This is a genomic window from Rhizobium sp. AC44/96, from assembly GCF_001692185.1.
Taxonomy (GTDB): Bacteria; Pseudomonadota; Alphaproteobacteria; order Rhizobiales; family Rhizobiaceae; genus Rhizobium.
The window spans coordinates 194,161-220,340 of the sequence record NZ_LXKO01000041.1 but is presented as its reverse complement, the minus strand read 5'-3'; the positions used below and the strand labels follow the sequence as shown (position 1 = coordinate 220,340).

Annotated in this window: 21 protein-coding genes, 1 tRNA gene and 1 riboswitch; of the genes, 12 read left to right on the top strand and 10 right to left on the bottom strand. The window is 61.5% G+C overall.

Annotated features, from left to right (window positions below):
* Positions 1–2: 2 nt before the first annotated feature.
* The 4 genes from A6U87_RS27940 (at position 3) to A6U87_RS27925 (ending at position 7,770) form a co-directional block, all read left to right on the top strand.
* A complete protein-coding gene (locus A6U87_RS27940; RefSeq protein WP_065694569.1) occupies positions 3–911 on the top strand; it encodes an amino acid--[acyl-carrier-protein] ligase in 909 nt (302 codons plus the stop codon).
* Positions 875–1,882: a DUF1839 family protein gene (locus tag A6U87_RS27935; protein ID WP_065694568.1), complete on the top strand. Its 1,008-nt coding sequence runs from the start codon at positions 875–877 to the stop codon at positions 1,880–1,882. Before A6U87_RS27940 ends, A6U87_RS27935 begins: the two co-directional genes overlap by 37 nt.
* Before the next feature lie 16 nt (positions 1,883–1,898).
* Positions 1,899–4,373: a glycoside hydrolase family 2 protein gene (locus A6U87_RS27930; RefSeq protein WP_065694611.1), complete on the top strand. Its 2,475-nt coding sequence runs from the start codon at positions 1,899–1,901 to the stop codon at positions 4,371–4,373.
* 88 nt (positions 4,374–4,461) lie between these two features.
* Positions 4,462–7,770, top strand: a complete 3,309-nt coding sequence (locus tag A6U87_RS27925) for an oligosaccharide flippase family protein (RefSeq protein WP_065694567.1) — start codon at positions 4,462–4,464, stop codon at positions 7,768–7,770.
* 18 nt (positions 7,771–7,788) lie between these two features.
* Here the strand turns inward: A6U87_RS27925 and A6U87_RS27920 are convergent, their stop codons facing one another.
* The 3 genes from A6U87_RS27920 to A6U87_RS27910 form a co-directional block, all read right to left on the bottom strand.
* Positions 7,789–8,955, bottom strand: coding sequence for a glycosyltransferase family 4 protein (locus A6U87_RS27920; protein WP_065694566.1), 1,167 nt, complete (start codon positions 8,953–8,955; stop codon positions 7,789–7,791).
* A gap of 141 nt (positions 8,956–9,096) precedes the next feature.
* Complete coding sequence (locus tag A6U87_RS27915; protein WP_065694565.1) at positions 9,097–9,333, bottom strand: Lrp/AsnC ligand binding domain-containing protein; 237 nt, start codon at positions 9,331–9,333, stop codon at positions 9,097–9,099.
* A gap of 71 nt (positions 9,334–9,404) precedes the next feature.
* Positions 9,405–10,301, bottom strand: coding sequence for a LysR family transcriptional regulator (locus tag A6U87_RS27910; protein WP_198928778.1), 897 nt, complete (start codon positions 10,299–10,301; stop codon positions 9,405–9,407).
* A gap of 103 nt (positions 10,302–10,404) precedes the next feature.
* On the opposite strand from A6U87_RS27910, the gene A6U87_RS27905 reads away from it, so the two are divergent.
* The 6 genes from A6U87_RS27905 (at position 10,405) to A6U87_RS27880 (ending at position 18,767) form a co-directional block, all read left to right on the top strand.
* Complete coding sequence (locus tag A6U87_RS27905; RefSeq protein WP_065694564.1) at positions 10,405–11,817, top strand: VOC family protein; 1,413 nt, start codon at positions 10,405–10,407, stop codon at positions 11,815–11,817.
* A 36-nt stretch (positions 11,818–11,853) separates the two neighbouring features.
* A complete protein-coding gene (locus A6U87_RS27900) occupies positions 11,854–13,137 on the top strand; it encodes an FAD-binding oxidoreductase (protein ID WP_065694563.1) in 1,284 nt (427 codons plus the stop codon).
* A 26-nt stretch (positions 13,138–13,163) separates the two neighbouring features.
* Positions 13,164–14,702, top strand: coding sequence for an aldehyde dehydrogenase family protein (locus A6U87_RS27895; protein WP_065694562.1), 1,539 nt, complete (start codon positions 13,164–13,166; stop codon positions 14,700–14,702).
* A gap of 268 nt (positions 14,703–14,970) precedes the next feature.
* Positions 14,971–15,996: an iron ABC transporter substrate-binding protein gene (locus A6U87_RS27890; protein ID WP_065694561.1), complete on the top strand. Its 1,026-nt coding sequence runs from the start codon at positions 14,971–14,973 to the stop codon at positions 15,994–15,996.
* Positions 15,997–16,188: 192 nt separating this feature from the next.
* Positions 16,189–17,733, top strand: coding sequence for an iron ABC transporter permease (locus tag A6U87_RS27885; RefSeq protein WP_141684058.1), 1,545 nt, complete (start codon positions 16,189–16,191; stop codon positions 17,731–17,733).
* A complete protein-coding gene (locus A6U87_RS27880; RefSeq protein WP_065694559.1) occupies positions 17,730–18,767 on the top strand; it encodes an ABC transporter ATP-binding protein in 1,038 nt (345 codons plus the stop codon). The genes A6U87_RS27885 and A6U87_RS27880 overlap by 4 nt, the downstream gene beginning before the upstream one ends.
* Here the strand turns inward: A6U87_RS27880 and A6U87_RS27875 are convergent, their stop codons facing one another.
* The 6 genes from A6U87_RS27875 to thiC form a co-directional block, all read right to left on the bottom strand.
* On the bottom strand, positions 18,768–20,090 hold the full coding sequence (locus A6U87_RS27875; RefSeq protein ID WP_065694558.1) for a glucoamylase family protein: 1,323 nt from the start codon (positions 20,088–20,090) through the stop codon (positions 18,768–18,770).
* 98 nt (positions 20,091–20,188) lie between these two features.
* Positions 20,189–20,800: a thiamine phosphate synthase gene (locus tag A6U87_RS27870; protein WP_065694557.1), complete on the bottom strand. Its 612-nt coding sequence runs from the start codon at positions 20,798–20,800 to the stop codon at positions 20,189–20,191.
* Positions 20,797–21,570 carry a thiazole synthase gene (locus tag A6U87_RS27865; RefSeq protein WP_065694556.1) on the bottom strand — a complete coding sequence of 258 codons (774 nt, stop codon included), beginning with the start codon at positions 21,568–21,570 and terminating at the stop codon, positions 20,797–20,799. The genes A6U87_RS27870 and A6U87_RS27865 overlap by 4 nt, the downstream gene beginning before the upstream one ends.
* A 2-nt stretch (positions 21,571–21,572) precedes the next feature.
* Entirely contained in the window at positions 21,573–21,770 is a 198-nt protein-coding gene (thiS, locus tag A6U87_RS27860; protein WP_065694555.1) for a sulfur carrier protein ThiS, read from the bottom strand.
* Entirely contained in the window at positions 21,767–22,741 is a 975-nt protein-coding gene (thiO, locus tag A6U87_RS27855) for a glycine oxidase ThiO (RefSeq protein WP_065694554.1), read from the bottom strand. Before thiO ends, thiS begins: the two co-directional genes overlap by 4 nt.
* A 1-nt stretch (position 22,742) precedes the next feature.
* Positions 22,743–24,569, bottom strand: coding sequence for a phosphomethylpyrimidine synthase ThiC (gene thiC, locus A6U87_RS27850; RefSeq protein WP_065694609.1), 1,827 nt, complete (start codon positions 24,567–24,569; stop codon positions 22,743–22,745).
* Positions 24,570–24,659: 90 nt separating this feature from the next.
* Positions 24,660–24,792: riboswitch (TPP riboswitch) on the bottom strand.
* Positions 24,793–24,970: 178 nt separating this feature from the next.
* Between thiC and A6U87_RS29845 the strand changes: the two genes are divergently transcribed.
* Positions 24,971–25,156 carry a hypothetical protein gene (locus tag A6U87_RS29845; RefSeq protein WP_065694553.1) on the top strand — a complete coding sequence of 62 codons (186 nt, stop codon included), beginning with the start codon at positions 24,971–24,973 and terminating at the stop codon, positions 25,154–25,156.
* A 170-nt stretch (positions 25,157–25,326) separates the two neighbouring features.
* Here A6U87_RS29845 and A6U87_RS27840 read toward each other — a convergent pair.
* A tRNA-Gly gene (locus tag A6U87_RS27840) sits at positions 25,327–25,401 on the bottom strand.
* 257 nt (positions 25,402–25,658) lie between these two features.
* Between A6U87_RS27840 and A6U87_RS27835 the strand changes: the two genes are divergently transcribed.
* Positions 25,659–26,168 (top strand): prolyl-tRNA synthetase associated domain-containing protein, encoded by a 510-nt coding sequence (locus A6U87_RS27835; RefSeq protein WP_065694608.1) that lies wholly within the window; start codon positions 25,659–25,661, stop codon positions 26,166–26,168.
* Positions 26,169–26,180: the final 12 nt, after the last annotated feature.

The window sequence follows — 26,180 nt, the reverse complement described above, 5'->3', positions numbered from 1 at the left end:
ACATGGATGCGCAGACGACGTTTCTGGACAGGCTTTTTGAATCCGGCCTGTTGATCGATACCGGTGTTGACGGCCTTTATGGCCGCAGCGGACAGTTTGAAGATGTCATCGCGGCATTCGAGCGTCTGATCGATCGGTTCGGCGGCCCGGATGGCGCGGAAGCGATGCGTTTTCCGCCAGGCATGAACCGCGACATCTTCGAGAAGAGCGGCTACATGAAGAGCTTTCCGCAGCTGGCCGGCACCGTGCACAGCTTCTGCGGCAATGAACTCGACCATATGAACCTGCTGCAGTGCATGGAAGTCGGCGACGACTGGACCAAGGGCCAGCAAGCGACCGAAATCGTGCTAACGCCGGCCGCTTGCTATCCGCTCTATCCGACGGTCGCTCGCCGCGGCAACCTGCCCAAGGACGGTGCGCTGTTCGATCTGCAATCCTATTGCTTCCGCCATGAACCGTCGCGCGATCCCGCCCGTCAGCAGCTGTTCCGCATGCGCGAATATGTCTGCATGGGTACGGAAAAGCACGTTACCGATTTCCGCCAGAACTGGATGGATCGCGGCCTTGAAATGATGAAGCTCGTCGGCCTCGATGTCACCATCGACGTCGCCAACGATCCGTTCTTCGGTCGTGCCGGCAGGATGATGGTCAACAACCAGCGTGACCAGAATCTGAAGTTCGAGCTTTTGATCCCGATTACATCGACGGCCAATCCGACCGCCTGCATGAGCTTCAACTTCCATCAGGATTCATTCGGCCAGAAGTGGGGGCTGAATCTGGAGGATGGCAGCGTCGCCTTTACCGCCTGCGTCGGCTTCGGGCTTGAGCGCATCACGTTGGCGCTGTTCCATCACCATGGTCTGGATGTGAAGGAATGGCCGGCCTCCGTGCGGCAGGCGCTGTGGGGCTAAGCGATTTGACAGGATCCGTTTTCCCGGGGATCCGCCCCGAGACCTATGTCTCGCATGCGCTGCATTCGAGCGAGCGCATGTGGCCGGAAACCAATTGCTATGTCGATCTTTGGATCGAAGTATTGAGCGCGCTGAATGTCGCACCCGAAGCGATGCTTGGGTTCACCCTGACGCAGGATTTCGAAGGCGACCAGTTCACGTTCTTCAAGGTTCCCCTGGAAGATCTCGAGGCCCTTTACGACATCCGCGTCACCGAACTGGCGATTTTCGATCGTGTGGAACGGCATCTCGACGTGCAGATCGAGCGCGGGCGCCTTTGCCTCGTCGAGATGGACTCGTTCTACATGCCCGATACGCAAGGGACGTCCTATCGCACAGAGCACGGCAAGACGACGGTCGCCGTCAATCGGCTCGACGTGGCGGGCAAGCGCATCGAGTATTTCCACAACGGCGGTTACTTCGCGCTTGAAGGCGACGATTTCGACGGGCTTTTCCAGGTTCATCTGGCGGACGACGCCCCACCATTTCTGCCCTATACGGAATTCGCAAAGTTTCCCGTGGCGCCGAGCGATCCGAACCACGTTCGGGCAACGTCGCGGCAGCTGCTCAAGCGACATTTCGATCGCCGCCCTTCGGTTAATCCGATCCGCACCTTCGCCAATGTCTTTCCCAGGCAGGTCGAAGAGGTGGCCGAGCGGCCGTTCTATTTCTTCCACAAATATGCGTTCAATACGCTCCGGCAGTTCGGCGCCAACTTCGAACTCGCGGGCGATCATCTGGCGTGGCTTTCCGCAAATGAGTTCTCGGAGGCGGTCGAACAGGCGCGCCGGATTTCGGAAGTGGCGAAGTCCGTACAGTTTCAGCTCGCCCGCGCCGTCACGCGAAAGAAATATGAGCCGCTGCTGACAGCACTTGATCCCGCAGTTGATGCATGGGATGCCATGATGGCTTCGCTCGCGGAGCGCCTGTGAAGCCGAGGGCATGAGCATGCAAGGCAGGTTGGCAAGCATCGGAGCGGAGGAGATCCGGCTTTCTGAGGGATGGAACCTCATCCTGACAGAACCCGGCGCCTGCCTCAATCCTCACGATATTCCACTGTCCGCCAAGGTCATCGCCGCGGAGGTTCCGGGGACGGTCGCGGCTGCGCTTGAGAAAGCGGGGTTGTTCGATCGGGAGAATCCGCACCCGCTTGATAGCGAGGATGCATGGTACATCTGCCGGCTGTTCGACGCCCAGCCCGGTGATGCCATCCTGAGATTCGAGGGACTGGCGACACTTTGCCACGTGTTCCTCAATGGCCAGGAAATCCTGTCGTCGGAAAGCATGTTCACCGCGCACGAGATCCCGGTGACGCTTCTCGGCGGCGATGAACTCGCGCTTTGCTTTCGAGCACTCGCGCCCCGGTTGGCCGAGAGCGGGCCGCGCGCGCGGTGGCGGCCACAGATGATAACGCCGCAGGGATTGAAGAACGTTCGCACGACGCTGCTCGGACGAATGCCCGGCTGGTGCCCGGAAATTCACGCGGTGGGCCCGTGGCGGCCGATTACGCTTGTTCGGCGCGATGTCGTTTCAATCGACAATGTTTCGGTGCGAGCCGTTCTCGAGGGCGATGGCACCGGACGATTGAGCGTTTCGCTGCATGCCGATGTCGACAATCCCGACCTGTCGCTTCGCTGCGGGGGTATCGAGCAGCCATTCGAAAAGGTCGGAGACAAACATTATTCGGCGATTCTGCGCTTGAAGGATGTTGAAACCTGGTGGCCGCATACGCACGGATCGCCGGCGCTGTATGATTTTTCGGTCGTCGTGGATGGTGTCGAGCATCCTGTCGGCAAGACGGGTTTCCGCTCCATTGAGGTCGAGCCCGGGCCGGACGGCGACGATTTTGCGCTTCGCGTCAACGGCGAGCCGGTTTTCTGCCGTGGTGCGGTGTGGACGACCGCCGATATCGTCCGCTTGCCGGGCGACCGTGCTGACTACGAACCATTCCTGCGCCTTGCCGCGGAAGCCGGGATGAATATGATCCGCATCGGCGGAACGATGGCTTACGAAACGCCGGACTTCTTCAGGCTCTGCGACGAACTCGGCCTGCTGGTGTGGCAGGACTTCATGTTCGCCAACTTTGACTACCCGAAGAGTGACAAGGCGTTTACAGCGCATGTCCATGCGGAAGTCGAAGAATTCCTGCACGGCGTTCAGTGTTCTCCATCGCTGGCTGTGGTCTGCGGCGGCAGCGAGATCTACCAGCAGGCGGCCATGCTTGGCTTGCCTAAGGAATTCTGGACCAACCCGATTACCGAAGAGATCATCCCGGCGATCGCATCGCGCATGCGCCCTGATGTGCCTTACGTGGTCAATTCGCCATCAGGCGGGTCGATGCCTTTTTCGCCCGACGCCGGGGTCACACACTATTACGGCGTCGGCGCCTACATGCGACCGCTGGCCGACGCGCGTCGGGCAAATGTGCGCTTTGCGGCGGAGAGCCTCGCATTCGCCCATGTCCCGCAGCAGAAGACGCTTGAGCGTCACCTTGACCTGCCGCCAGTCCATAGTCCGCTATGGAAGATGCGTGTCCCGCGCGACCGCGGGGCCTCGTGGGATTTCGAGGATGTTCGCGATTTCTATCTGGCCGAACTCTACGATCTGGATCCGGCGCGACTTCGGCGTGAGGACGTTGGACGCTACCTCGATCTGTCGCGTGCGGTCACGGGCGAAGTCATCGAAGAGACATTTGCCGAGTGGCGCCGCAAGGGTTCGCCGTGCAATGGCGCCCTGGTCTGGACACTGCAGGACCTGTTGCCGGGCCCTGGCTGGGGCGTAATCGATTCGACGGGCGAACCCAAGCCGGCTTGGTACGCAATGCGCAGGGCCTTCCGGCCGGTTCAGGTGCTGCTGACGGACGAAGGGACCAACGGGCTTGATGTCCACGTTATCAATGAAACCGCCGATGTTCTGCAGCTCGATCTCGAGATCGTCTGCCTGCGGCAGGGTCGGCAGCATGTCGTCAGCGGTGGGCGCATTCTGACGTTGGCTCCGCGAAGCCAGCAGAAGTTTGCGAGCACGGACCTCTTCGGCGCATTTTTCGACACGACCTATGCGTTCCGCTTCGGACCGCCGTCACATGATGTCGTGGTGGCGCGGCTGCGGCTACCGGATGGGGGCGCCGTGGTTGCCGATGCTTTCTATTTTCCTCTCGGTCGCTCGAAAGCGCTTCACGAAGCGGAGATCCAGATTTCCGTTACCCGCAGTGAGGACGGATGGGTCGCCGACATTGGTGCCGACAGTTTCGTCCAGTCCGTTCATGTAAATGCCAACGGCTACCGGACGAGCGACGACTGGTTTCACCTAGCCCCGGGCGGTGCTAAACGGGTGCGGCTCCTGCCACTCTCGGGTACCAACATCGATGACCTGCCCTCGGGCGAGGTGCTTGGTCTCGGCGGCTCGCGCCCCGTCATCTTCTGACAGGTCGCCCGAAGCACGCCCGCAACCAAATTCGAAAGATTTTCACACTAGCATGCGCGCTGGATAAGCGGCGCCAAGCGGAAGAAGTATGTCAAAAGGGATTATTGCAAACTCGGTCATGAACGGCGCTGCGGGAATGCTGTTGCTGCTGACCGGGTTCCTTTCCTCCATCATCACCGCCCGCCTACTGGGGCCGGAAGCCAACGGGATCGTTGCGTTTTCACTCTGGCTGGTGGTGACGGGCGCATCCATCGCCGAGCTTGGCTCAAGCATCACGCTGTCGAAGACGCTGCCGCAATTGCAGGCGGAGGGGTTTGACGCGAAGAGGCGGCGCGGTTTCGCTTCGCTGCTCGTCACTCTGATGCTGTTTTCGACGCTGGTGCTGCTTGCGCTTTACGCGCTGTTCTTCCTGACCTCGGAAGAAATGCATTGGGCCGAGACGGCGCCGTCGGTGGCCTATGTTACGGCCGCGCTGTTTTTCGTCCAAGCGATTGGATCGTTTGTCAAATTCTACCTGATCGGCGAGCGGCGGCTCGGTGATTTCATGCGGCTGGCGACGCTCGTCTGCGTCCTGCAGCTGGTCGGCGTGGCCGGTGGCGCGATACTCCACGGCGTGGAAGGCGTCCTCGTCGGCTACCTGCTCGGACAGCTGGTCTTCTTCGTGGCAACTGTGCCGATCCTGCTGACGCCGCGCGATCGATGCGGCGTGCCGCTCAAGCTTCTTGCTGCGTCATCCGTGGTGCTGTCCGCGCAGTTCATCATCGACTCGATTTTCCTGAATAGGCTGGAAATCCTCTTTCTCCAGCAGTTCTGGTCGGTCGAGATGGTCGGCTTTTATGCCGTCGGTCTTTCGATCGCCAATATCGCCCTGCAGCTGCCGATCCAGATGACGGGCAGCCTGTTGCCCTATTATTCCGAGCGTCGTCACAACAGCAGTGACCGAAAGCTGCCGGTGGAGGTCTTCGCGGCCGTTACCCGCAGCATGGCCTACATTATCCTGCCGATGAGCTTCGGGCTGGCGGCAATTTCGGGCGACCTCGTGCGCGCGGTATTTGGTGAGGCGTTTCAGCGAAGCGGCACGGTCGTGGCGTTGCTTGCGCTGGCGGCGCCCGCCTATACCTTCATGCAGACGCTCAGCCTCTATCTTCTGTCGATGGACCGCGCTCGCGACCGTCTCTGGGTCAGTGTCATCGGCGGCTTTGTCATGGCTGTCGGCTGCCTTCTGGTCGTGCCGTTCTTTGCCGCCGAAGGCGCTGCCGTGGTTCGCATCGGCGTCTTTGTCGTGATGTGCGTGATCATGGTCAGGCAGACCGGTTTCGGCAATCAACTGTCCGGCTTGTACGTAAGTCTTTCGAAGACGATGACGGCGGCCGTGTTTTGCGCTTGTATTGCCTTTGCAGTTTTACAATTTCTAAATGGTTCTATTGGACTTTTGGCCGCAATAGCGGCCGGGGGGCTTGGCTATATCATCGCATTGAAGATGCTGGCTGTTATCCCACGCGAGGATGCCGAGGTTATGTTGTCTATAGTTGGGAAAATGCCTGCAGCGTTACAGGGGCCTGCTAAAGCGGCGGTCGGATTTGTTTCGCCGGCAGGCGTGGTTGATGCAAACGTAGATACGTCTTCCGAGGTGTCTTTCACGGATCAGGGGGAAGGTGCGGGTCGCGATGCGGCTTTGCCTCTTGCCTTTGACGGTACGATCGGGCTGTTCAAGCCAGAGAGCCCCGGCGTGCAGAAGCGATCTGCGGCGGTGCTCTTTGTCAGCCCCTGGGGTTTCGAAGACATGTGCAGCCGGAAGTTCTTCCGCGTGGCGGCAGAGCATTTCGCCGACGTCGGGGTACCCAGCCTGCGCTTCGACTATCCGGGAACGGGCGACGCGCTTGAGGTTACGGACGCGCCTGTCACGCTCGCCGTTTGGGAAAGCGCCATTCGCGGCGCCGCCGAAAAGCTTAAGAGCTTGAGTGGCTGTAGCCGGATCATCCTTGTGGCTCAAGGGCTCGGCGCGACGCTCGCCCAGCGCATGGGCAATACGATCGAGGGCGTGGACGCCATCGTCATGCTTGGTCCGGTTCTGAACGGGCGCGCCTATCTGCGAGAACTCAGCGCCTGGTCCAAATTCATCAACCATCATCTCGGCTTGGGCGAACACCACGTTCCAGACGGCCAGCATGTGATCGCCGGGCTGGTGATGCCCGCGGGTGTCGCCGCGGAACTGTCGAAGGTGAATATCTCATCGCCAGAGCACGTCGCTTCTTCGCGTTATCTCATTCTTGAACGACCGGCGCGTGCTGACCAGACGACGTTCGCTGACAACCTGCGTGCGCTGGGGGCTGAAGTCGAACAACGCGTCTTCGAAGGCTACGATGAACTCGTGACCGATCCGCTCTTCGCCAGGACGCCGATGGCGGCCGTAAACTATCTGGCGGATTGGATGGCAACGCATGTTCCGGTGGCTTCGGAAGCAGTCGGCCCGACCGTTGCAATCGAGCCGGGTTCCATGAAGGGCGACGGGTTCGAAGAGGTTCCGGTCCGCTTCGGTGAACAGAACCATCTTGTCGGTATCATAAGCCGCCCTCTCGGTGCTTCGACGGGAAATGCCGTTCTCTTCCTTTCGACGGCGTATGACCGCCATTGCGGTTGGGGTCGAACGATTGCCAACATGGCGCGAGATCTAGCGCGACAGGGCATCATTTCGCTTCGCTTCGATTCCGCAAATGTCGGCGACAGTCCTCCGAGGCGCGATGCGCCGGACCAGATCCTCTATGCGCCGTCGCAGAGCGAGGACGCCCGCGCCGCGATCGACTTTCTCGAGGGTTTTTCGCATCGACCGCTCATGCTCGCGGGACGTTGCAGCGGTGGCTATCTCGCCGTTCGTGCAGCGGCAGACGACGAGCGCGTGAAGGCGGCGGTTTCAATCAACCCCTTCGTCTACTATTGGGATCCGGAGCAGGCCGTGCAGAAGAAGCACGTCGTTTCCGTTCCGCGCAGCTTCGAGGATTACGGACAACGGTTCAGCCTGCATACGCTGAAGCGCATCATTCGCGGCGAAATCGACGTCAAGGCGGCGGCCAAGAATGTGATCATCGCGTTTGCGCGCCGTATGTCGGTCAGGGTTGCGCCGTTGCTGGAGTATCTGCCCAGCCGGCGGAAAACGACGGTCGAGGTGAGGAATTCCTTCACGACGTTCGGCAAGCGCAAGCTGCCGCTGACGCTGATCTACAGCGAAGGCGATGTTGGGCTGGAGCACATGTACTTCTATTTCGGCCCGGGCGGGCGCAAGCTGGCACGTCATCCGAACGTGCGATTGGTCATGCTGCCCGACGCTGACCATAATCTGACGCCGCCTGAATCACGCAAGACGGTATTTGCGGAGATTGCCCGCCTGGCGAAGAGCTAAGGGCTTGCCTGGCTTTGGTCAGGCGCCCAGCAATTCCTCGTAGACCGCGATATAGCGGTCTGCAACGACGTCCCACGAATAGGTCCTCGCATCGCCAAGAAGCTGTGCTCTTAGCGATGGCCCATGCGTCTGCAGACGCTCGAACGCGGTTTCGATCGTTGTGGCGGTTGATGCGGCGTTGGAGAAGTCGGCAAGGAAGAGTTCGTTGTGCCGCTCCGCCAGCGTTTTGAACGCATCGTTTCCGTTGAGAACGGGCAGAAGTCCGGCGCTCATCGCTTCCAGAGCCACGAGGCCGAAGCCTTCATAGGCTGATGCCGACGCAAAGATCGAGGCCTGTGCAATAATGGTCCGGATCGTCTCGTTGTCCGGTGAGACATGGATCGATACGGAGTCCTCAATCTTCAGCCGCGCGATGTGATCGTGCAGATCCTGGCGGTTGAGATCGTATTCGACGCCGACGATATCGAGATGCCAATCGGGATTGTGCGCCTTCAGGGCCGCGGTTACCTCAAGCAGATGGTCGAGGCGCTTGTTGACTGAGAAGCGGCCGATGGTGAGCATCCGGCGGCGCGCAGCCTTCGAGGCCATGTCGGCAAATTTGCCGATATCCGCGCCGTTTTCGATCAGGATGCTGCGTGTCGGGGCAATCTGCGAAAACTGCTTCAGGTCGGAAACGCTGCATCCGATGACCTTCCGGTATGCCCGCGCCGACAGGCGCGTCACCGTCTGGAACCAGATCTTCTTGATCGCCGCATAATTCGTGGTGTGGAAGAAGCCGCCATGCGTCGTGACGACCATCGGCTTGCCGTGCAGAAACCGTCCCCAGGCCAACGCGTCAAAGAAGAAATCGATGGCGTGGACGTGGATGACGTCGGCGTCACCGAGGTGACGGAAGACCTGCGGAGCGATGGGATAACGGGTGCTGCCGGACCAAGGGATGCGTACGACCTCAATTCCGGTAATCACCTCGTGATGCGGGAGCTTCTCTTCCCGGCTGGTGAATAGCGAATCGAGCGTGATCACGCGAACACGATAGCCGCGGTCGATGGTCTGGCGCGCGAGATTGGAGACCACATCCTCGAGCCCGCCGCGGTTCGGCAGGAACTGCCGTATGACGTGAACAATCAGCGGCCGGGAATCGGGAGACGGTTCGGCTTCGTGGACGTAGGTTTCGGCGACAGACATGATCGGACCCTTGAGGTCGCGCGGAGGCGACCGTGGCGACGGTTATATCAACAAGGCCGCCGCCAGCATTAAGGTCGGGTTTAAATGCCGCCGCCGGGCAGCATTTCTCGTCGGGAAAGTTAACCGAGCGTGACTGTCCGCTCAGAACGCCTTGAAGGTCAGGGTCGTCAGCGAGCGAATAATGCCTGGGATGTTGGCAATATTATCATTAATGAATTTTCCGATGTCCTGGCCCTCCTCGATATAGATCTTGAGCAACAGGTCGTAGTCGCCGCTGGTCGAATAGAGCTCCGAGGCACGTTCGGTCTGGTAAATCGCATCGGCGACTTCGTAAGTCTTGCCCGGGGCGCATTGGAGTTGGACGAAAATCGGCTTCATTGAGGTTTCCTGCATGGAATTATGTTTGCCGCATAATGCTCGAAAGCAGCCTGTGGACGCAAGCTGTTCCGTTATCCGGCGGCTTCCCGGACGATCCAGTCACGAAATGCCGCAAGCGGCGGGTAGTCTGCCCGTTCGGGCGGATAGGCGAGATAGTAGCGTTCGTTGCTTTCCATCTCGCGGTCGACGGCCGCGACCAGATCGCCGCGTTTCAGTTCGTCCTCGATCAGGAAAGTCGGCAGAAGCGCGACACCCAATCCCGCGACGGCTGCCTGCGCCGCCGTCGCGAATTGATCGAAGAGCATGCCGTGGACGGTCTGAAAGGAAACGCCGTTGTTTGCAAACCATTGCTCCCAGGCATCGGGCCGGGTGTTGAGATGAAGCAGCGGAACATCCAGCAGATCGGGTGCTGCGGAAATTGCGTGACTGGCGCGAAACGCCGGACTGCAAGCAGGTACGGTTCGTTCAGACATCAGGAACGCGAGTTCCGCGCCGGGCCAATGGGCATGTCCGAAGTGGATTGCGGCGTCGATTGAATCAAGGCGGAAGTCGAACGACGAAAGCCGCGTCACCAGATTGATCGTCACACCCGGATTGGCGCTGAGAAAGCGGCCAAGGCGCGGCGCCAGCCAGCGTGTGCCGAAGGTCGGAAGAATGGCAAGGTTGAGCGTGCCCCCATGCGGGTTCGCCCGAAGATTGAGCGATGCACTGGATATGCGGCGAAGCGCCTCGCGAATTTCGCGCGCATAGCTGTCGCCGGCCAGCGTCAGGCGTACGGTCTGCCGTTCGCGGACGAACAGTTCGACGCCCAGTTGCTCCTCGAGCGCCTTGATCTGGCGGCTGACTGCGCTCTGCGTGAGGTCGAGTTCGCGGGCGGCAGCCGTGACGCTGCCGGTGCGGGATACCGCTTCGAAAGCCACCAGAAGCGAAGTGGAGGGCAGAAAGCGTCGAGAGACCAGCATGGTCATTCCAATGCAGAATGAGCTATTTCATAAATGTCGATATTTATGGCTTCACGCGGCTTGTAAAGAACTTCATCCAGCAAAATTGGAATGAACGTGGAGTTTCTTCGTGTCGACAGGTTTCGTTTCCGCTGACCACACTCGCTCGCTGTTTACGGAGGCGATGTCGCAGATGTATCGCGCCGAGGTTCCGCAGTACCGCACCTTGATCGAGCTGGTTGCCGATGTGAATGCGGAAGTCCTTGCCAGCGATAGCGAGCTTCGTAGCCGCCTGACGCGCGCCGGCGAACTGGGCCGGATCGATGTGGAGCGCCATGGGGCGATCCGTCTCGGGACTGCGGATGAATTGCATACCATTCGCCGCCTCTTTGCGGTGATGGGCATGCAGCCTGTTGGCTATTACGACCTTTCGGTCGCCGGCGTGCCCGTTCATTCCACCGCCTTTCGTCCCGTCGACGCAGGCGCGCTCAACGCCAATCCCTTCCGGGTCTTCACGTCTCTCCTGCGCCTTGAACTGATTGAGGACGAGGCTCTTCGTGCCGAGGCGACCGAGATCCTGGTGCGGCGCAAGATCTATACGCAACGTGCGATCCAGCTGATCGAGCGGTTCGAGGACGTCGGGGGCCTGAATGCGACCGAGGCCACCGAGTTTGTTGCCGAAGCCCTCGAAACGTTTCGCTGGCATGGCGAGGCAACCGTCAGTGCTGAAACCTACAAGCGGCTGCACGACGCTCATCGGCTGATTGCCGATGTCGTCAGCTTCAAGGGGCCGCACATCAACCATCTGACGCCGCGGACACTCGATATCGACGCCGTGCAACGGCGAATGCCGGAGCGGGGGATCACGCCGAAGGCGGTGATCGAAGGACCGCCGCGACGCCACTGCGACATCCTCCTTCGCCAGACGAGTTTCAAGGCTCTGGAAGAGGCGATCGGCTTTGTCGGTCAAACCGGGGCTGAGCCGGGCACGCACACAGCGCGCTTCGGTGAGATCGAGCAGCGCGGTGTCGCGCTGACGGCGAAGGGGCGTGCGCTCTACGACCGGTTGCTCGCTTCCGTTCGTGGCGAGGTGCAGGTGGGTGCCAGCGGCGCAAAGGCCACCGATTACGACGCGGAATTGGCAACACGCTTTGAAGAGTTACCCGACAACTGGGATGAACTGCGCGCGCAGGAACTTGCGTTTTTCCGCTACTCCGCGACGCCCGCAGGCATTGCCGCCGCGGTTCGCGGCCAACTTCCGGCGGACGTGTCAGAACTGATTGAGAAGGGCCATCTCGTTTTCGATCCGATCGTCTACGAGGACTTTCTGCCGGTCAGCGCTGCGGGGATATTCCAATCCAATCTCGGCACCGATCAGCAGCAAAACTATGCGATGCAGTCAAATCGGGACGCGTTCGAGGACGCTCTCGGCGCGCCGGTGACTGATGAGTTGGAGCTTTATGCTGATCAGCAGGCGCGCTCGCTGCAAACGGCGATTGACTTGCTCGGTGTCGCGGGTCTCCAGTTAAGGCCGGTTGCCTGACGATGGTTTTTCACACTGTAATGGATGGTTTGATCGATGCTGAATGATCCGCGCTCCCACGGGCTATGGGAAAAAACCGCTCCGCCGGCTCCGGTCACCTCTCACCTGCAGGGCAATGTCACCGCTGATGTCGTCGTGGTTGGTGGCGGCTACACAGGGCTGTCGTCAAGCCTCCACCTGGCGGAAGCCGGTTCGCGCGTCGTGCTTCTCGAAGCGAAGGAAATCGGCTTCGGCGGCGCGGGGCGTAATGTCGGCCTCATCAATGCCGGCATGTGGGTCATGCCCGACGATCTTCCGGGTGTCCTTGGCCCGGTTTATGGTGAGCGTCTGCTCGACCTGCTTGGCAACGCGCCGAAGTTGGTGATGGAGCTTATCGACAGGCACGGTATCGCCTGCGAGCTTGAGCGGAACGGTACATTGCATGTCGCCGTCGGCGCCGATGGGCTGAAGGAGATCGAAGATCGCGCCAAGCAATGGGGTGCCCGCGGCGCTCCCGTCACGGTGCTTGACGCTGCAGAGACAGCCAGACGCGTCGGCAGCGATGCCTATACCGGAGCGCTGCTTGATATGCGCGCCGGTACATTGCAGCCCTTGGCTTACGCCCGTGGTCTGGCACACGCCGCAGTCAAGGCGGGTGTCGAGATCCACACATCAAGCCCGGTGATCGCGACAGAGCGAAACGGCGACCGGTGGACCGTGAAGACGGGGAGCGGACAGGTGACCGCAGACTGGATCATCGTTGCGACCGATGCCTACAGCACCGGCCCGTGGAAACAGGTCCGCAACGAGCAGGTGCACCTGCCCTATTTCAATCTGGCGACCACGCCGCTCAGCGACAACCTCCGCAAGTCGATCCTCGCGGGTCGCGAAGGCGTGTGGGATACCAAGGAAATCCTATCGTCCTATCGCATGGACCAAGCGGGCCGTCTGGTGTTCGGCAGCGTCGGCGCCTTGCGTAACAGCGGGCTCGCGATCCACAAGGCGTGGGCGCGGCGCTCGCTCAAGAAGCTCTTCCCCCAGATCGGCGATGTCGAGTTCGAGTGCGAATGGTATGGCAAGATCGGGATGACCGACAACGCGCTACCGCGCCTCCATAAGTTCGCGCCGAACGTTATCGGTTTTTCCGGCTATAATGGCCGCGGCATTGCACCGGGCAGCGTCTTCGGGCGCACGCTTGCGCAACACATCCTGGGGCAGCTCGCTGAAAGCGATCTGCCGCTTCCCTTGACGCCGCTTGCTGAACCGAGCTTCCGCGCCGTCAAGGAACTGTGGTACGAAGCCGGCGCGCAAGTCGCCCACTTCGCCGATGCACGATTTTAAGAACAACAGGGTTGGGAACAACGACAATGACAACCGCAACGCTCGATCTCGCCACTGAGACACACAAACTGCTCGCTGAAATGGGTGTTCCCACGGATCGCTACGCGGGTGGGACGCTCCGGGTTACGTCGCCTGTGTCAGGCAAGGAAATCGGCGCGCTCAAGGAGCACTCCGTCGCTGACGCCAAGACGGCGATCGCGGAGGCGCACAAGGCGTTCGTCGAGTGGCGCGCTGTTCCCGGTCCCAAGCGCGGCGAACTGGTCCGCCTGCTGGGTGAAGAGCTTCGTGCATCCAAGGCTGCACTTGGCCGCCTGGTTTCCATCGAGGTCGGCAAGATCGTGTCCGAGGGCCTCGGCGAGGTGCAGGAAATGATCGACATCTGCGATTTCGCGGTCGGCCTATCGCGCCAGCTCTACGGCCTGACGATCGCCACCGAGCGCTCCGATCACCGCATGATGGAAAGCTGGCATCCGCTTGGTGTCGTCGGCATCATCTCTGCCTTCAATTTTCCCGTGGCCGTCTGGTCGTGGAACGCTGCGCTTGCGATCGTCTGCGGCAACTCGACGGTATGGAAGCCCTCCGAGAAAACGCCGCTAACTGCGCTGGCAACACAGGCTTTGTTCGAAAAGGCGCTGAAGCGGTTCGTTGCGGAAGGTGGGCAGGCGCCCGCCAATCTGTCGACGCTGCTGATCGGCGGCCGTGAGGTCGGGGAAGTCCTGGTCGACCATCCGAAGGTGCCGCTTGTGTCGGCCACAGGCTCGACGGCCATGGGTCGGGTGGTCGGTCCCCGCCTTTCGCAGCGTTTCGCGCGCGCGATCCTGGAACTCGGCGGCAACAATGCCGCGATCATCTGCCCGACGGCTGACCTCGACCTGACGCTGCGTGGTGTTGCCTTCTCCGCCATGGGTACCGCCGGCCAGCGCTGCACGACGCTGCGCCGCTTGTTCGTCCATGACAGCGTCTATGACAAGCTGGTTCCGCGCCTGCAGAAGGCCTACGGCTCCGTCACCATCGGCAATCCGCTCGAGACCGGCACGCTGGTCGGGCCGCTGATCGACAAGCAGGCGTTCAGCAACATGCAGTCGGCGCTCGAGCAGGCAAAGGCAGCTGGCGGCAAGGTCACCGGCGGCGAGCGTGTCGAGAACGGATCGGCGGATGCCTTCTATGTGCGTCCGGCGCTCGTGGAGATGCCGTCACAAACCGGACCCGTCGAGCACGAAACCTTCGCGCCGATCCTCTACGTGATGAAGTACAGCGATTTCGACGACGTCCTCGAGCGGCACAATGCCGTGCCGCAGGGCCTGTCGTCCTCGATTTTCACGAACGACATGCGTGAGGCGGAAATGTTCGTCTCGGCCCGCGGTTCGGACTGCGGGATCGCCAACGTCAATCTCGGTCCTTCCGGCGCTGAAATCGGCGGTGCGTTCGGCGGCGAGAAGGAAACAGGCGGCGGCCGCGAGTCCGGTTCGGACGCTTGGCGCGCCTATATGCGCCGGGCGACCAACACCATCAACTACGGCAAAACGCTGCCGCTGGCTCAGGGCGTCAAGTTCGACGTCGAGTAGTTGGCCAATGACGCGAAGGGGCGAAGGCGCTGCGGCGTTGTCGCCCCTGCAGCTTATTGTGGTCTCCGGCTGACCTGATCCATTTGCGATAACAGCTTGTTGCCCACGGGGTGCCCGTCGCCGTATTTCTAGAATTATTCTAATTAAGTAATTATATCAATCATTTGTGATCGTCCGAGCGATCCCGAAACTTGAAATGCTAACTCAACAAAAATATAGGGGCACACATCGCTTCGGGGAACTCGGGCGAAACGCCAAGGAGGGCATGATGAAAACTTCCCTTAATCGCTTCTCGGGCGCGCTTATGATTGCTGCGTCGCTTGCTGCCACTTCGCTGACGACTGGGGCTGCGCGCGCTGCCGATTCCGAAGGAATCGTCGTTTATAATGCGCAGCACGAGAGCCTCGGCCGCGAATGGATCGATGCCTTCACCAAGGCGACGGGCATCAAGGTAACCGTGCGCCAGGGCAGCGACATGCAGTTCGCCAACCAGATCATTCAGGAAGGCGATGCGTCTCCGGCCGACATATTCCTCACCGAGAACTCTCCCGCCATGACCCTGGTCGATGCTGCTGGTCTGTTTGCGCCAGTCGACGAGGACACGCTGGCCCAGGTTCCCGATGCCTACCGTCCGTCCGACGGGATGTGGACGGGCATCGCCGCGCGTTCGACGGTGTTTGCCTATGACAAGACGAAGCTGACGGAAGACAAGCTGCCGAAGTCCCTGCTGGATCTGGCTGATCCAGCGTGGAAGGGGCGTTGGGGTGCAGCACCGGCCGGCGCCGACTTCCAGGCAATCGTCAGCGCCCTGCTCGAACTGAAGGGCGAAGAGGCGACTGCCGCATGGCTCAAGGCGCTCAAGGAAAATGCAACGCCGTACAAGGGCAACAGCGTTGCCATGAAGGCCGTCAATGCGGGCGAAGTCGAAGGTGCAGTCATCTACCACTACTACTGGTTCGGTGATCAGGCCAAGACGGGTGAAAACAGCAAGAACGTTGCGCTCCACTACTTCAAGAACGAAGATCCAGGCGCTTTCGTCAGCATCTCCGGTGGCGGTATTCTCAAGTCCAGCCAGCATATGAAGGAAGCGCAGGAGTTCCTGAAGTTCGTTACCGGCAAGGCCGGCCAGGACATTCTGAAGACCGGTACGTCGTTCGAATATGCGGTCGGCAACGGCGCAGCATCGAATGAAAAGCTGGTGCCGCTGACTGATCTTCACGCACCGAAGGTCGATGCCGCGAAGCTGAACAGCAAGAAGGTCACCGAACTGATGACGGCTGCGGGTCTCATCTAAGGCTTTTGTGTCGCGGGTGATTGTGGGTCAAAACTATTGCTTTTGGCTCAAGAAAACCTTAGGGCATGACAAAATCCGGCAACCGCTTCCAACGGGGCGGTTGCCTTCCTTTTTCAGCGTGTGAAGGCGGCAGCCTTGCTGCAGGACAACAGATTGCTCGCATCCGGCCAAGAAGTGTCGACGGCGCGTCCGATGGTCGGACTGTATCGCTTGCGTGCCCGCATGCCGCATACGTCCGTCGTTCTCCTGGCTTCCATGGTCGCGCTTTTCAGCCTCGTGCCGCTTGGCTTTATCGGCTGGATCACCTTTGATGTCGGCTGGCAGACGGTCAAGGAACTGGTGTTTCGTCCGCGCGTCGGCGAACTTCTCATCAACACCGTGCTTCTAGAGGTCATTACGGTTCCGCTCTCCATCGCGGTTGCGGTGACGCTCGCATGGTTGACGGAGCGAACGGACATCCCGTTCGCACGGATCTGGTCATGGCTCGCGGTCGCGCCGCTTGCTGTTCCCGCCTTCGTGCACAGCTATGCCTGGATCAGCCTGATCCCCGGGATGCGCGGGCTGCAGAGCGGTGTCTTCGTCTCGGTCATCGCCTACTATCCGTTTTTGTATCTGCCGGTCGCAGCCGCTCTCCGTCGCCTTGATCCGGCAATCGAGGACGCCGCCGCCTCGCTGGGACTCGGGCCCTGGCAGGTGTTTTTCCGGGCGATTCTACCGCAGCTGCGGCTTGCGATTTGTGGTGGCTCACTGTTGATCGCGTTGCATCTGCTTTCGGAATACGGGCTCTACGTCATGATCCGGTTCGATACGTTCGCGACGGCGATCGTCGACCAGTTCCAATCCGCCTACAACAGCCCTGCCGCCAATATGCTGGGCGGTGTGCTGGTGGCCTGCTGCCTGCTCTTGCTTGGCCTTGAAGTGCTTCTTCGCGGCAATGAACGCTACGCACGCGTGGGCTCCGGTTCGGCGCGTCCGGCCGATCGCCGGCGCCTTGGCTGGTTCGTCGTGCCGGCTGTCTTGCTGCCGCTTGCTCTGGCTGCACTGACCCTGGGCGTGCCCCTCGTGACACTTGCCCGGTGGCTTTATCTCGGTGGTCTCGATATCTGGCGCCTGGACACCGTCGGTAGTGCCTTTCTGCAAACCATCGTCCTGGCCGTCGCCGGCGGGATACTGGCCACCATATCCGCGGCGCCGATGGCATGGTTGTCGGTGCGTGCGCCGGGACGGTTCCAGCGTATCCTGGAAGCCTGCCACTACTATGTCGGCTCGCTGCCGGGCGTCGTTGTCGCCCTGGCGCTTGTCACCATTACGGTTCGGCTGGTTCTGCCACTTTACCAGACCTTCGCGACCTTGGTGGTTGCCTATATCCTGCTGTTCCTGCCGCGCGCCATGGTCGGGCTGCGTGCAAGCATCGCGCAGGCGCCGGTAGAGCTCGAGCGCGCCGCGATGGGGCTTGGGCGCACGCCGTCGCAAGCCGTGCGGCAGATTACCATGCGGCTTGCCGCGCCCGGCGCTGCCGCCAGTATCGCTCTGGTCGCGCTCGGCATTACCAATGAATTGACTGCCACGCTGATGCTAGCTCCCAACGGCGTTGAAACGCTTGCGACGAAATTCTGGTCGCTGACCAGCGAGATCGACTACGTTTCGGCCGCGCCTTACGCCTTCATGATGGTCGTGCTATCGCTGCCGCTCACCCTTCTTCTTCATGCGCAATCGAAACGGACGGCCGGACAATGACGCTGCTTACGATCGACGGTATCAGCAAGCGGTACGGTCATGTCCAGGCGCTGCAAGACATTTCGATCGATGTCACCGCCGGAAGCCGTACCGCAGTGGTCGGCCCGTCCGGTTCCGGCAAGACGACGCTTCTTCGCATTATCGCCGGCTTCGAACAGCCGGACACCGGGCAAGTGACTTTGGACGGCGAACTGTTGGCCGATGGGCCCGCGGCGGTCCCCGCGCATAAACGGGGTATCGGCATCGTCTCCCAGGAGGGCGCGCTGTTTCCGCATCTCGATGTCGCAGAGAATATCGGCTTCGGGATTGCCCGCCGGGCGCCCGACCGCGACAAGCGGATTCTCGAGCTTCTGGACATGGTCGAACTCGAGCGGAGCATGCTTGCGCGCCGGCCGCATCAGCTTTCCGGTGGCCAGCAGCAGCGCGTGGCGCTTGCCCGGGCACTCGGACGCGAGCCGCGCCTCATGCTGCTGGACGAACCGTTCTCGGCGCTCGATACGGGCTTGCGTGAGAACATGCGCAAGGCTGTTGCGCGGGTGCTGCAGGCAGCCGGCATCACGACTATTCTCGTTACTCACGATCAGGCAGAAGCCCTGTCGTTCGCCGATCAGGTGGCGGTGCTGCGCGCGGGCTGCCTGGTTCAGGCGGGCTCGCCGCAGTCGCTCTATCTTCAGCCGCGCGACCGGGAAACCGCGCTGTTCCTGGGTGACGCCGTGATGCTTCCGGCGATCGTGAGGAACGGTGTTGCCGATTGCGCGCTTGGGCGCGTTGCCGTCGAAGGCAATCACCAGGGCAAGGTCGAGATCATGTTGCGGCCGGAGCAGATACGCGTCGTTACCGATGAGAGCGAGCAGAAGTACGGCGGTCGCGTTGTCGAGGTGGAATTCGGCGGTGCGACCTGCACGGTGGCCGTATCGCTCGATGGTGTCGCGCTGCCGCCGATCCTGATCAAGACGTCCAGTGTTGCGCTGCCGGCGCGGGGCGATCGCGTCCGGCTCGATATCGCCGGCACGGCGCATGTCTTCAATCGCTGATCAGGCGATTTTCCGTTCCACGTCCTCTTCGTCGAGCCAACCGCCGGTAAAGCCCGCACGCTGCAAGCCTCTGCGAATGACCGGCGATTGCCGCATGAGACCCCAGATGAAATCCGAGCGGTCGTTTTCGATCGTCATCACGAGAAGCCCCTGATCGATGCCGACGCAACGGTCGTCGACCCAGCCTTCGGGCCGGGCCGTCTTGACCGTCGGATTGAAGCCGCCGGGAAAGCGGTCCTCGTAGAGCAGGTTGGGGTAGGTCGAGAGCAGGGCGCGGACGCCGTCGATCGAGGCTTGGCGGTTGTAGGGTAGTGAAGCAAGCGCCGACCATGGCGCTATCGTGCCGTCATCAGGTCCGAGAGGCGCGCCACGAGCGGCATAGCCTAGCACATGCGGATGGCGCCCGCCACGCATGTGGCGCGTTGGCGGCGGGCCGTCCGAAGCAGACAGACCCCAGACATTCTTGTTGTAGCCGACGAAATGGCCGGGATTACGCTCGGCATAATCCCGTTGAACGTCGATGCAGACCTGCGTGTTGCGGAAGTAGTCCCAGTTTCGTGCCGCCATCGGGCGATCCTGGATGCCGCGGAAGTCGATCCAGGCATGTGAGAAGAAATGGATGAAAAGAGGTCCGGCATAAAGATACGCCTGCTCGCCGAACAGCATCCAGGAATAACTGGAGGTGAAGGCATCATAGCTCGATGGCGGGATCGGATGGGTAGGCGAGGCGAGGGCGAGGGTATAGAGAAGGACGGCTTCGTCGTAACCCTGCCAGCGCCAACGCAGGAAGCCGCTCCCAGGCTTCCAGCCCATACAGACGGTCTGGCCTTTGTTGAGCGCCCAGTGCCAGTCGATCCGCTCATAGATCAGCGTCGCAAGTCGACGGATCTCTCTCTCGGCGTCGTCCTCGCGGTCGAAATAGGCGGCCGCCGTCAGCACACCCGCGACGAGCAGTGTCGTGTCGATGGTCGAAAGTTCGCTGTTCCAGGCGCGATGGCCCGTGTCCATGTGGAGGAAATGATAGAAGAAGCCCTTGTAGCCGATGGCATGGCGTTCGCGCCCCTGGTGGCCATTGGCAAAGAAACAAAGCGTCCTGGTTACACAGTCTATGGCATCAGCACGGTTCACCCAGCCGCGCTCGACGGCGACCGCATAGGATGTCAATGCGAAACCGACGGCGGCGATGCTGCAGGGAACGCCCGCCACCGAGGTATCGGCGACAAGGCCGTTCTCGGGATTATAGTGCTTCGGAAAATAGTTGAATGCCGCCTGCTGCAGTCGATCGACCAGTGCGGCGTCGGTTTCCTCGGTCCTTTGTAGCATGCGCTCCAAACCCAATTCGTGATCCTTTCTCCTGCTTCAACACGGGTGGGCTCTATGTGCAAATCAATCTTTTTGGAGGCATCGATTGCGGTTCCTCTTTAGGCCTGTCGCCAGGTCTCTGTCGCGATGAGCCATTGCCGGGTTCGTCCTTCCGGATCGGCATTGCGGGTGATGTCGGTAACGACAGCGGCGCTGTCGGCTCCGTGGGCGAAGACGCCGTCGATGCGATCGATATTCAGCCCGCCGATCGCCACCAATGGCAGGTCGCCGATCCGCGATTTCCACGTGCGTAGCTGCGGCAGTCCCTGCGGCGCCCATTTCATCTGCTTGAGGATCGTCGCATAGACCGGGCCGAGCGCGACGTAATCGGGTCGGGCGGCGAGGGCGGTTTGCAGTTCGGGCTCGTCGTGAGTGGAGAGGCCGAGCTTGACGCCGGCGGCGCGGATGGCGGCAAGGTTGGCGGCCTCCAGATCCTCCTGGCCGAGATGAACGAAATCGCAGCCCTCCTCGATCGCCAGCTGCCAGTAATCGTTGACGATCAGCTGGCAGCGGTGTTCCGCGCAGATCGCCCGAGCGTCACGGATCTCGTGGCGCAGATCGGCCTCGGAGCGATCCTTGACGCGCAGCTGCACCAGCTTGACGCCAAGAGGCACAAGGCGTGCGATCCAGTCGGCGCTGTCGACGATGAGGTAGAAGGGATCGAGCTTCATGCGAACACCGCCTGTCCGATAACCGGCGTTGATGGAACGGCCATGTCGCGCGGCTCCAGCATGCCCGCCTCGAAGGCCCGGCGGCCGGCTTCGATAGCGCCCGCGAAGGCCGCGGCCATCAGGACTGGGTCGCCGGCGCCGGCTACGGCGGTGTTCAAAAGCACGGCGTCGAAGCCGAGTTCCATGACGGCGGTCGCATGCGAGGGTCGGCCGATGCCGGCGTCGACGATCAGGGGGATATCGGGGAAATGGGCGCGCATCGATCTCAGCGCCATCGGGTTGAGCGGACCGGCGGCGCTGCCGATCGGCGCGCACCAGGGCATCAGCACTTGGCAGCCGGCCTCCAGCAGCCGCTCGGCGACCACGAGGTCGTCGGTCGTGTAGGGGAAGACTTGAAAGCCTTCGCTGACGAGAATGCGGGCCGCCTCGACGAGGCCGAAGACGTCGGGCTGCAGTGTGTAGTGGTTGCCGATCACCTCGAGCTTGATCCAGTCGGTGGCGAACAGCTCGCGCGCCATCTTCGCGGTCAGCACCGCCTCGGACACGCCGTGGCAGCCGGCGGTGTTGGGCAGCACCTTGACGCCGAGCGAGCGGATCGTCTCGAAGAAGGCGCCGCCGTTGCGCTTGCCGGCCGTTTCGCGGCGAAGCGACACGGTGACGATCTCGGTGCCGGAGCGGCTGACGGCATCGGCCATGATCGACGGTGACGGGTAGCGCGCAGTACCGAGCAGCAGACGCGAGCGCAGTTTCGTTCCGTAGAACGCAAGCATCTTCAACCTCCCTGCATCGGCGACAGGATCTCGATCCGGTCGTCGGTGTTCAGCGAATGGGCCGGCCGGTCCTCGCGGTGCACGAGTTCGCCGTTGACGGCGGTCGCCAGCCAGTCGCCTTCGTAATCCATCAGCGCCAGCAGCTCCTCGAGTGTGGCGGCGGCGATTTCCTTGGGTTCGCCGTTGACGATCAGTTTCATGATGTGTGTCCTCCTGCGGTATCGGTGTTGAAGACAAGGTCGGCCGCCCGTGCGGCCATGGCGGGCGCGAGCAGAAAGCCGTGGCGGTAAAGGCCGTTCAGCGAGATCAGCTTTCCGTGTCGCTCGACGCGAGGGAAATTGTCGCGAAAGGCCGGACGGATGCCGGCGCCGGTTTCCACCACGGTCGCATCGGCAAAGGCCGGGTGCAGCGCGTAGGCGGCGTTCAGCAGTTCCATCAGCGAGCGAGCAGTGATCGGGCCTGCGAATTCCGTCTCGATCATCGTCGCGCCGACCATGAAGAGGCCGCCTCCGCGCGGCACGATATAGACGGGGATGCGCGGGTGCAGCAGCCGGACCGGGCGGTCGAGAGTGACCTCGTCGGTCCTGAGATACAGCATTTCGCCACGGACGCCGCGCAGCGAGGCGGTCTCGCCGATGCGCGTCGCGCCGGTGCAGTCGAAGATATGGTTGAAGTCCTGCTCGTCGGGGAGCGTTTCGACGAAAGCGGCGCCGCACGCGATCAGCTTTTCGCGCAAGGCAGTCATCGCCCGACGCGGATCGAGATGCGCTTCGCGGGGGAAGAACAGCGCTTGCCGGAAGCGACCGGCCAGGGAGGGTTCGAGCGCGGCGATCCGCTTTTCGTCCAGCCACTCGTATCCCGTCGTGCGGCCGGCGAAGCGCTTCAGCTCCGCCTGGTCGCGGGCGGGCGCCAAGACCAGCGTGCCGTTCCGTTTGACCTCGCCGGGCAGCATCGCTTCCCAGCGGTCGGGCGCATCCTTCCCCTCGCGCAGCACGGCTTCGTCGGCGCTCTCGCGCTCGCACCAGGGCGCCAGCATGCCGCCGGCGAGCCAGGAGGCGGCCGCCGAAAAGCCGGGGTTGGGATCAAAGACCGTGACCTCGGCGCCGCGCGCGGCGAGCGCATGGGCCACCGTGAGGCCGGCGACGCCGGCCCCTTTGACAAGGACGCGCATATCAGCCGGCCACCTGGCCCTCGGCATCGACAGCCATGTAGAGATCGCCGCCGTCGCGATACTTGGCCGCCATGGCGTCCAACCCCTCCTTCTGCGCCTCGGCGCGGATATCGTGGGAGATCCGCATCGAGCAGAATTTCGGGCCGCACATGGAGCAGAAATGCGCGACCTTGTGCGCCTCCTTCGGCAGCGTCTCGTCGTGGAAGCTGCGAGCGGTTTCCGGGTCGAGCGAGAGGTTGAACTGGTCCTCCCAGCGAAACTCGAAGCGGGCGCGCGACAGCGCATCGTCGCGAAGCTGGGCAGCCGGATGCCCCTTGGCGAGATCGGCGGCGTGGGCGGCGATCTTGTAGGTGATGACGCCGGTCTTCACGTCGTTTCGATCGGGAAGGCCGAGATGCTCCTTCGGCGTTACGTAGCAGAGCATCGCCGTGCCGAACCAGCCGATCATCGCCGCACCGATGCCCGAGGTGATGTGGTCGTATCCCGGCGCGATATCCGTCGTCAGCGGCCCAAGCGTATAGAACGGCGCCTCGCCGCAGACGGCGAGCTGCTTGTCCATGTTTTCCTTGATCTTGTGCATCGGCACATGGCCGGGCCCCTCGATCATCACCTGGCAATCCTTGGCCCAGGCGATCTTCGTCAGCTCGCCCAGCGTTTCCAGCTCGGCGAATTGCGCGGCGTCGTTGGCGTCGGCGATCGAGCCGGGGCGCAGGCCGTCGCCCAGCGAGAAGGAGACGTCATAGGCGCGGCAGATGTCGCAGATCTCCTCGAAATGCTCGTAGAGAAAGCTTTCGCGATGGTGATGAAGACACCACTTGGCCATGATCGAGCCGCCGCGCGAGACGATGCCGGTGACGCGGTTAACGGTCAGCGGGATGTAGTGCAGCCGCACGCCGGCATGGATGGTGAAATAATCGACGCCCTGTTCGGCCTGCTCGATCAGCGTGTCGCGGTAGACCTCCCAGGTCAGGTTCTCGGCAATGCCCTCGACCTTTTCCAGCGCCTGGTAAAGCGGCACGGTGCCGATCGGGAGCGGCGAGTTGCGGATGATCCATTCGCGGATGTTGTGGATGTTGCGGCCGGTGGAGAGGTCCATGACGGTATCGGCGCCCCAGCGCGCCGCCCAGACCATCTTCTCGACCTCTTCCGCCATCGAGGAGGTGACGGCGGAGTTTCCGATATTGGCGTTGATCTTCACCAGGAAATTGCGGCCGATGATCATCGGCTCGGCTTCGGGGTGGTTGATGTTGGCGGGAATGATGGCGCGGCCGGCGGCCACTTCCTGGCGGACGAACTCAGGCGTGACGTGGTCGGGAATATGGGCGCCGAGGCTCTCGCCGTCGCGGACCATGGCCTCGGCTTTGATCTTGCGGCCGAGATTTTCGCGGATGGCGATGAACTCCATCTCCGGCGTGACGATGCCGGCGCGGGCATAGGCGAGCTGGGTCACGGCCTTGCCGTCCTTGGCGCGCAGCGGCTGGCGCTTGGCGGGGAATTCCGGGGTCAGGCGCTCGCCGCTGGCAAAGCCGTTGTCTTCGGGGCGCACCTGCCGGCCGTCATAGGCCTCGACATCGCCACGGGCGAGAACCCAGTCGCGCCGCAGAGCCGGCAGGCCGCGCTCGATGCTGATATCGGCGCCTTCGACGGTGTAGATGCCGGACGAATCATAGACCGTGACCGGCGGTTCGCCGGAGGTCGGGTGGACGCTGATCTCGCGCATGGGAACACGGATATCGGGGTGGATCTCACCCGGGATATGGATCTTGCGGGAGGCCGGCAGCGGGCCGGTGGTGACTGTGGGGGTGATGGTCTTTGCGGCGATATTCATGGTTGAGGCTCCAAGTTTGCGATTGGAGACCCAGTCCTCAGCCGGAATGATGAAAAGACGCCGGCACGGATTCCACGCGGGAATCCCGGCCTTCGAGCGCTTGCACCGTCCCTACGCCAGTATGAACTGGATCAGGTTCAACGGGTCACTGCGCCACGAAAGGCCTAGGCCATATCGTCCAGCAGTATCTCAGCCCCTTGCCGGGACCCCCCTGGTGAATGCGAAAAGGGTAGAGGGCAAACCGTGAAGCTGTCAAGCGACAGTCGCCGCTGTGCGGAGGGGCTAAGGTCCAAGCCATTGTCGCGTCTGAATAAAAGCTGGTGAGAAATTGTTCGGCGTATTTCAGCCACGCCGGTGAGCCGCTAAATGTTTACGAAGTGTAAACAGTGTAGCGGGTTGAGATGAGAAGCTTTGCAGGAAACATGACGGCGGGTCATCTGGAGCGGATGCTTGCCCCTTACATCGCCGAACGCCGCGCCGAAGCCGCTGCCCGTGAGGCTGGTCGCGAGCATGGCGAGGCAGACAGTGTCGTCGCCAAGAGCGAAAGCGCTAACAGCTGGCAAGCGTCAAGCGATCTGGTGCGCTGACGAATCAATCACAAGAGTAGAGAGCCGCCGCGCAGCAGATTTGTCGCGCGGCTTTTTTCGTTGAGTCGGATTGTGAGGCGGCTGAGCGTTTTTCACTAAAGTAAACATAGCCAATGACCGCCAGCGTGTCGCTGTCGGTCAGGTCAGTTTCAGTGATCATCTAGAAAAACTGGAGCGGGCGAAGGGATTTGAACCCTCGACCCCAACCTTGGCAAGGTTGTGCTCTACCCCTGAGCTACACCCGCTCAATCCGCACCGGTCCGGGGTAGTTGTGAGGACCGTGGGCGCCACCTTGCGGCGACGGGCGCTATATCGCCCAAACGATTTTCAAATGCAACAGGGAAATGACGGAAAATCGAAGAAAAATTTGTGGGGCGGTTTTGCGGGCGGCCGGAATGCCGCAAATGCAGGGCAAAGCGGCGAATGCGAAGATTGCAAAATAGGGATGGGAAACGTAATCAGGGTGCGTTTCCGCCCTTCCCGCGTGCTGATGGATTCTGAGATGACCGACAAGACACCGAAAACCGCCGACGACCTGTTCGCCTTTCTCGACGGGTTGAACATCAAGCACAGCACGAAAACGCATGCGCCGGTCTTCACCGTTGCCGAATCGGTGTCCCTGCGCGACGAGATTCCGGGCGGCCATACCAAGAACCTGTTCGTCAAAGACAAGAAGGATCAGTTTTTCCTTCTGACGGTCGAAGAAAATGCTTCGGTCGACCTGAAGACGGTTCACACGCTGATTGGCGCCGCCAGTAAGGTGTCGTTCGGTAAGCCGGAAAAACTGATGGAGTATCTCGGCGTGATTCCGGGTGCCGTGACCGCTTTCGGTGCTATCAATGATTCGGACGCGAGCGTGACCTTTGTTCTCGACGCCGACCTGATGAAGGAGGAGATCATCAACTGCCATCCGTTGTCGAATGATGCGACGACGTCGATCGCGAGCGCGGATCTTGTTCGTTTCATGGAAGCGACCGGGCACAAGCCGCTTGTCTTGAAAGTGACGTCCTGACATACGATTTTA

Bases quoted from the DNA above. Each gene is read 5' to 3' on its own strand.
- A6U87_RS29845 (WP_065694553.1), top strand. From the start codon at position 24,971: ATGAGAAGCTTTGCAGGAAACATGACGGCGGGTCATCTGGAGCGGATG.
- A6U87_RS27925 (WP_065694567.1), top strand. From the start codon at position 4,462: ATGTCAAAAGGGATTATTGCAAACTCGGTCATGAACGGCGCTGCGGGA.
- A6U87_RS27910 (WP_198928778.1), bottom strand. From the start codon at position 10,301: ATGACCATGCTGGTCTCTCGACGCTTTCTGCCCTCCACTTCGCTTCTG.
- A6U87_RS27865 (WP_065694556.1), bottom strand. From the start codon at position 21,570: ATGCTTGCGTTCTACGGAACGAAACTGCGCTCGCGTCTGCTGCTCGGT.
- A6U87_RS27940 (WP_065694569.1), top strand. From the start codon at position 3: ATGGATGCGCAGACGACGTTTCTGGACAGGCTTTTTGAATCCGGCCTG.
- A6U87_RS27875 (WP_065694558.1), bottom strand. From the start codon at position 20,090: ATGCTACAAAGGACCGAGGAAACCGACGCCGCACTGGTCGATCGACTG.
- A6U87_RS27935 (WP_065694568.1), top strand. From the start codon at position 875: ATGGCCGGCCTCCGTGCGGCAGGCGCTGTGGGGCTAAGCGATTTGACA.
- A6U87_RS27870 (WP_065694557.1), bottom strand. From the start codon at position 20,800: ATGAAGCTCGATCCCTTCTACCTCATCGTCGACAGCGCCGACTGGATC.
- thiO (WP_065694554.1), bottom strand. From the start codon at position 22,741: ATGCGCGTCCTTGTCAAAGGGGCCGGCGTCGCCGGCCTCACGGTGGCC.
- A6U87_RS27900 (WP_065694563.1), top strand. From the start codon at position 11,854: ATGCTGAATGATCCGCGCTCCCACGGGCTATGGGAAAAAACCGCTCCG.
- A6U87_RS27920 (WP_065694566.1), bottom strand. From the start codon at position 8,955: ATGTCTGTCGCCGAAACCTACGTCCACGAAGCCGAACCGTCTCCCGAT.
- A6U87_RS27890 (WP_065694561.1), top strand. From the start codon at position 14,971: ATGAAAACTTCCCTTAATCGCTTCTCGGGCGCGCTTATGATTGCTGCG.
- A6U87_RS27915 (WP_065694565.1), bottom strand. From the start codon at position 9,333: ATGAAGCCGATTTTCGTCCAACTCCAATGCGCCCCGGGCAAGACTTAC.
- A6U87_RS27880 (WP_065694559.1), top strand. From the start codon at position 17,730: ATGACGCTGCTTACGATCGACGGTATCAGCAAGCGGTACGGTCATGTC.
- A6U87_RS27835 (WP_065694608.1), top strand. From the start codon at position 25,659: ATGACCGACAAGACACCGAAAACCGCCGACGACCTGTTCGCCTTTCTC.
- A6U87_RS27930 (WP_065694611.1), top strand. From the start codon at position 1,899: ATGCAAGGCAGGTTGGCAAGCATCGGAGCGGAGGAGATCCGGCTTTCT.
- thiC (WP_065694609.1), bottom strand. From the start codon at position 24,569: ATGAATATCGCCGCAAAGACCATCACCCCCACAGTCACCACCGGCCCG.
- thiS (WP_065694555.1), bottom strand. From the start codon at position 21,770: ATGAAACTGATCGTCAACGGCGAACCCAAGGAAATCGCCGCCGCCACA.
- A6U87_RS27895 (WP_065694562.1), top strand. From the start codon at position 13,164: ATGACAACCGCAACGCTCGATCTCGCCACTGAGACACACAAACTGCTC.
- A6U87_RS27885 (WP_141684058.1), top strand. From the start codon at position 16,189: ATGGTCGGACTGTATCGCTTGCGTGCCCGCATGCCGCATACGTCCGTC.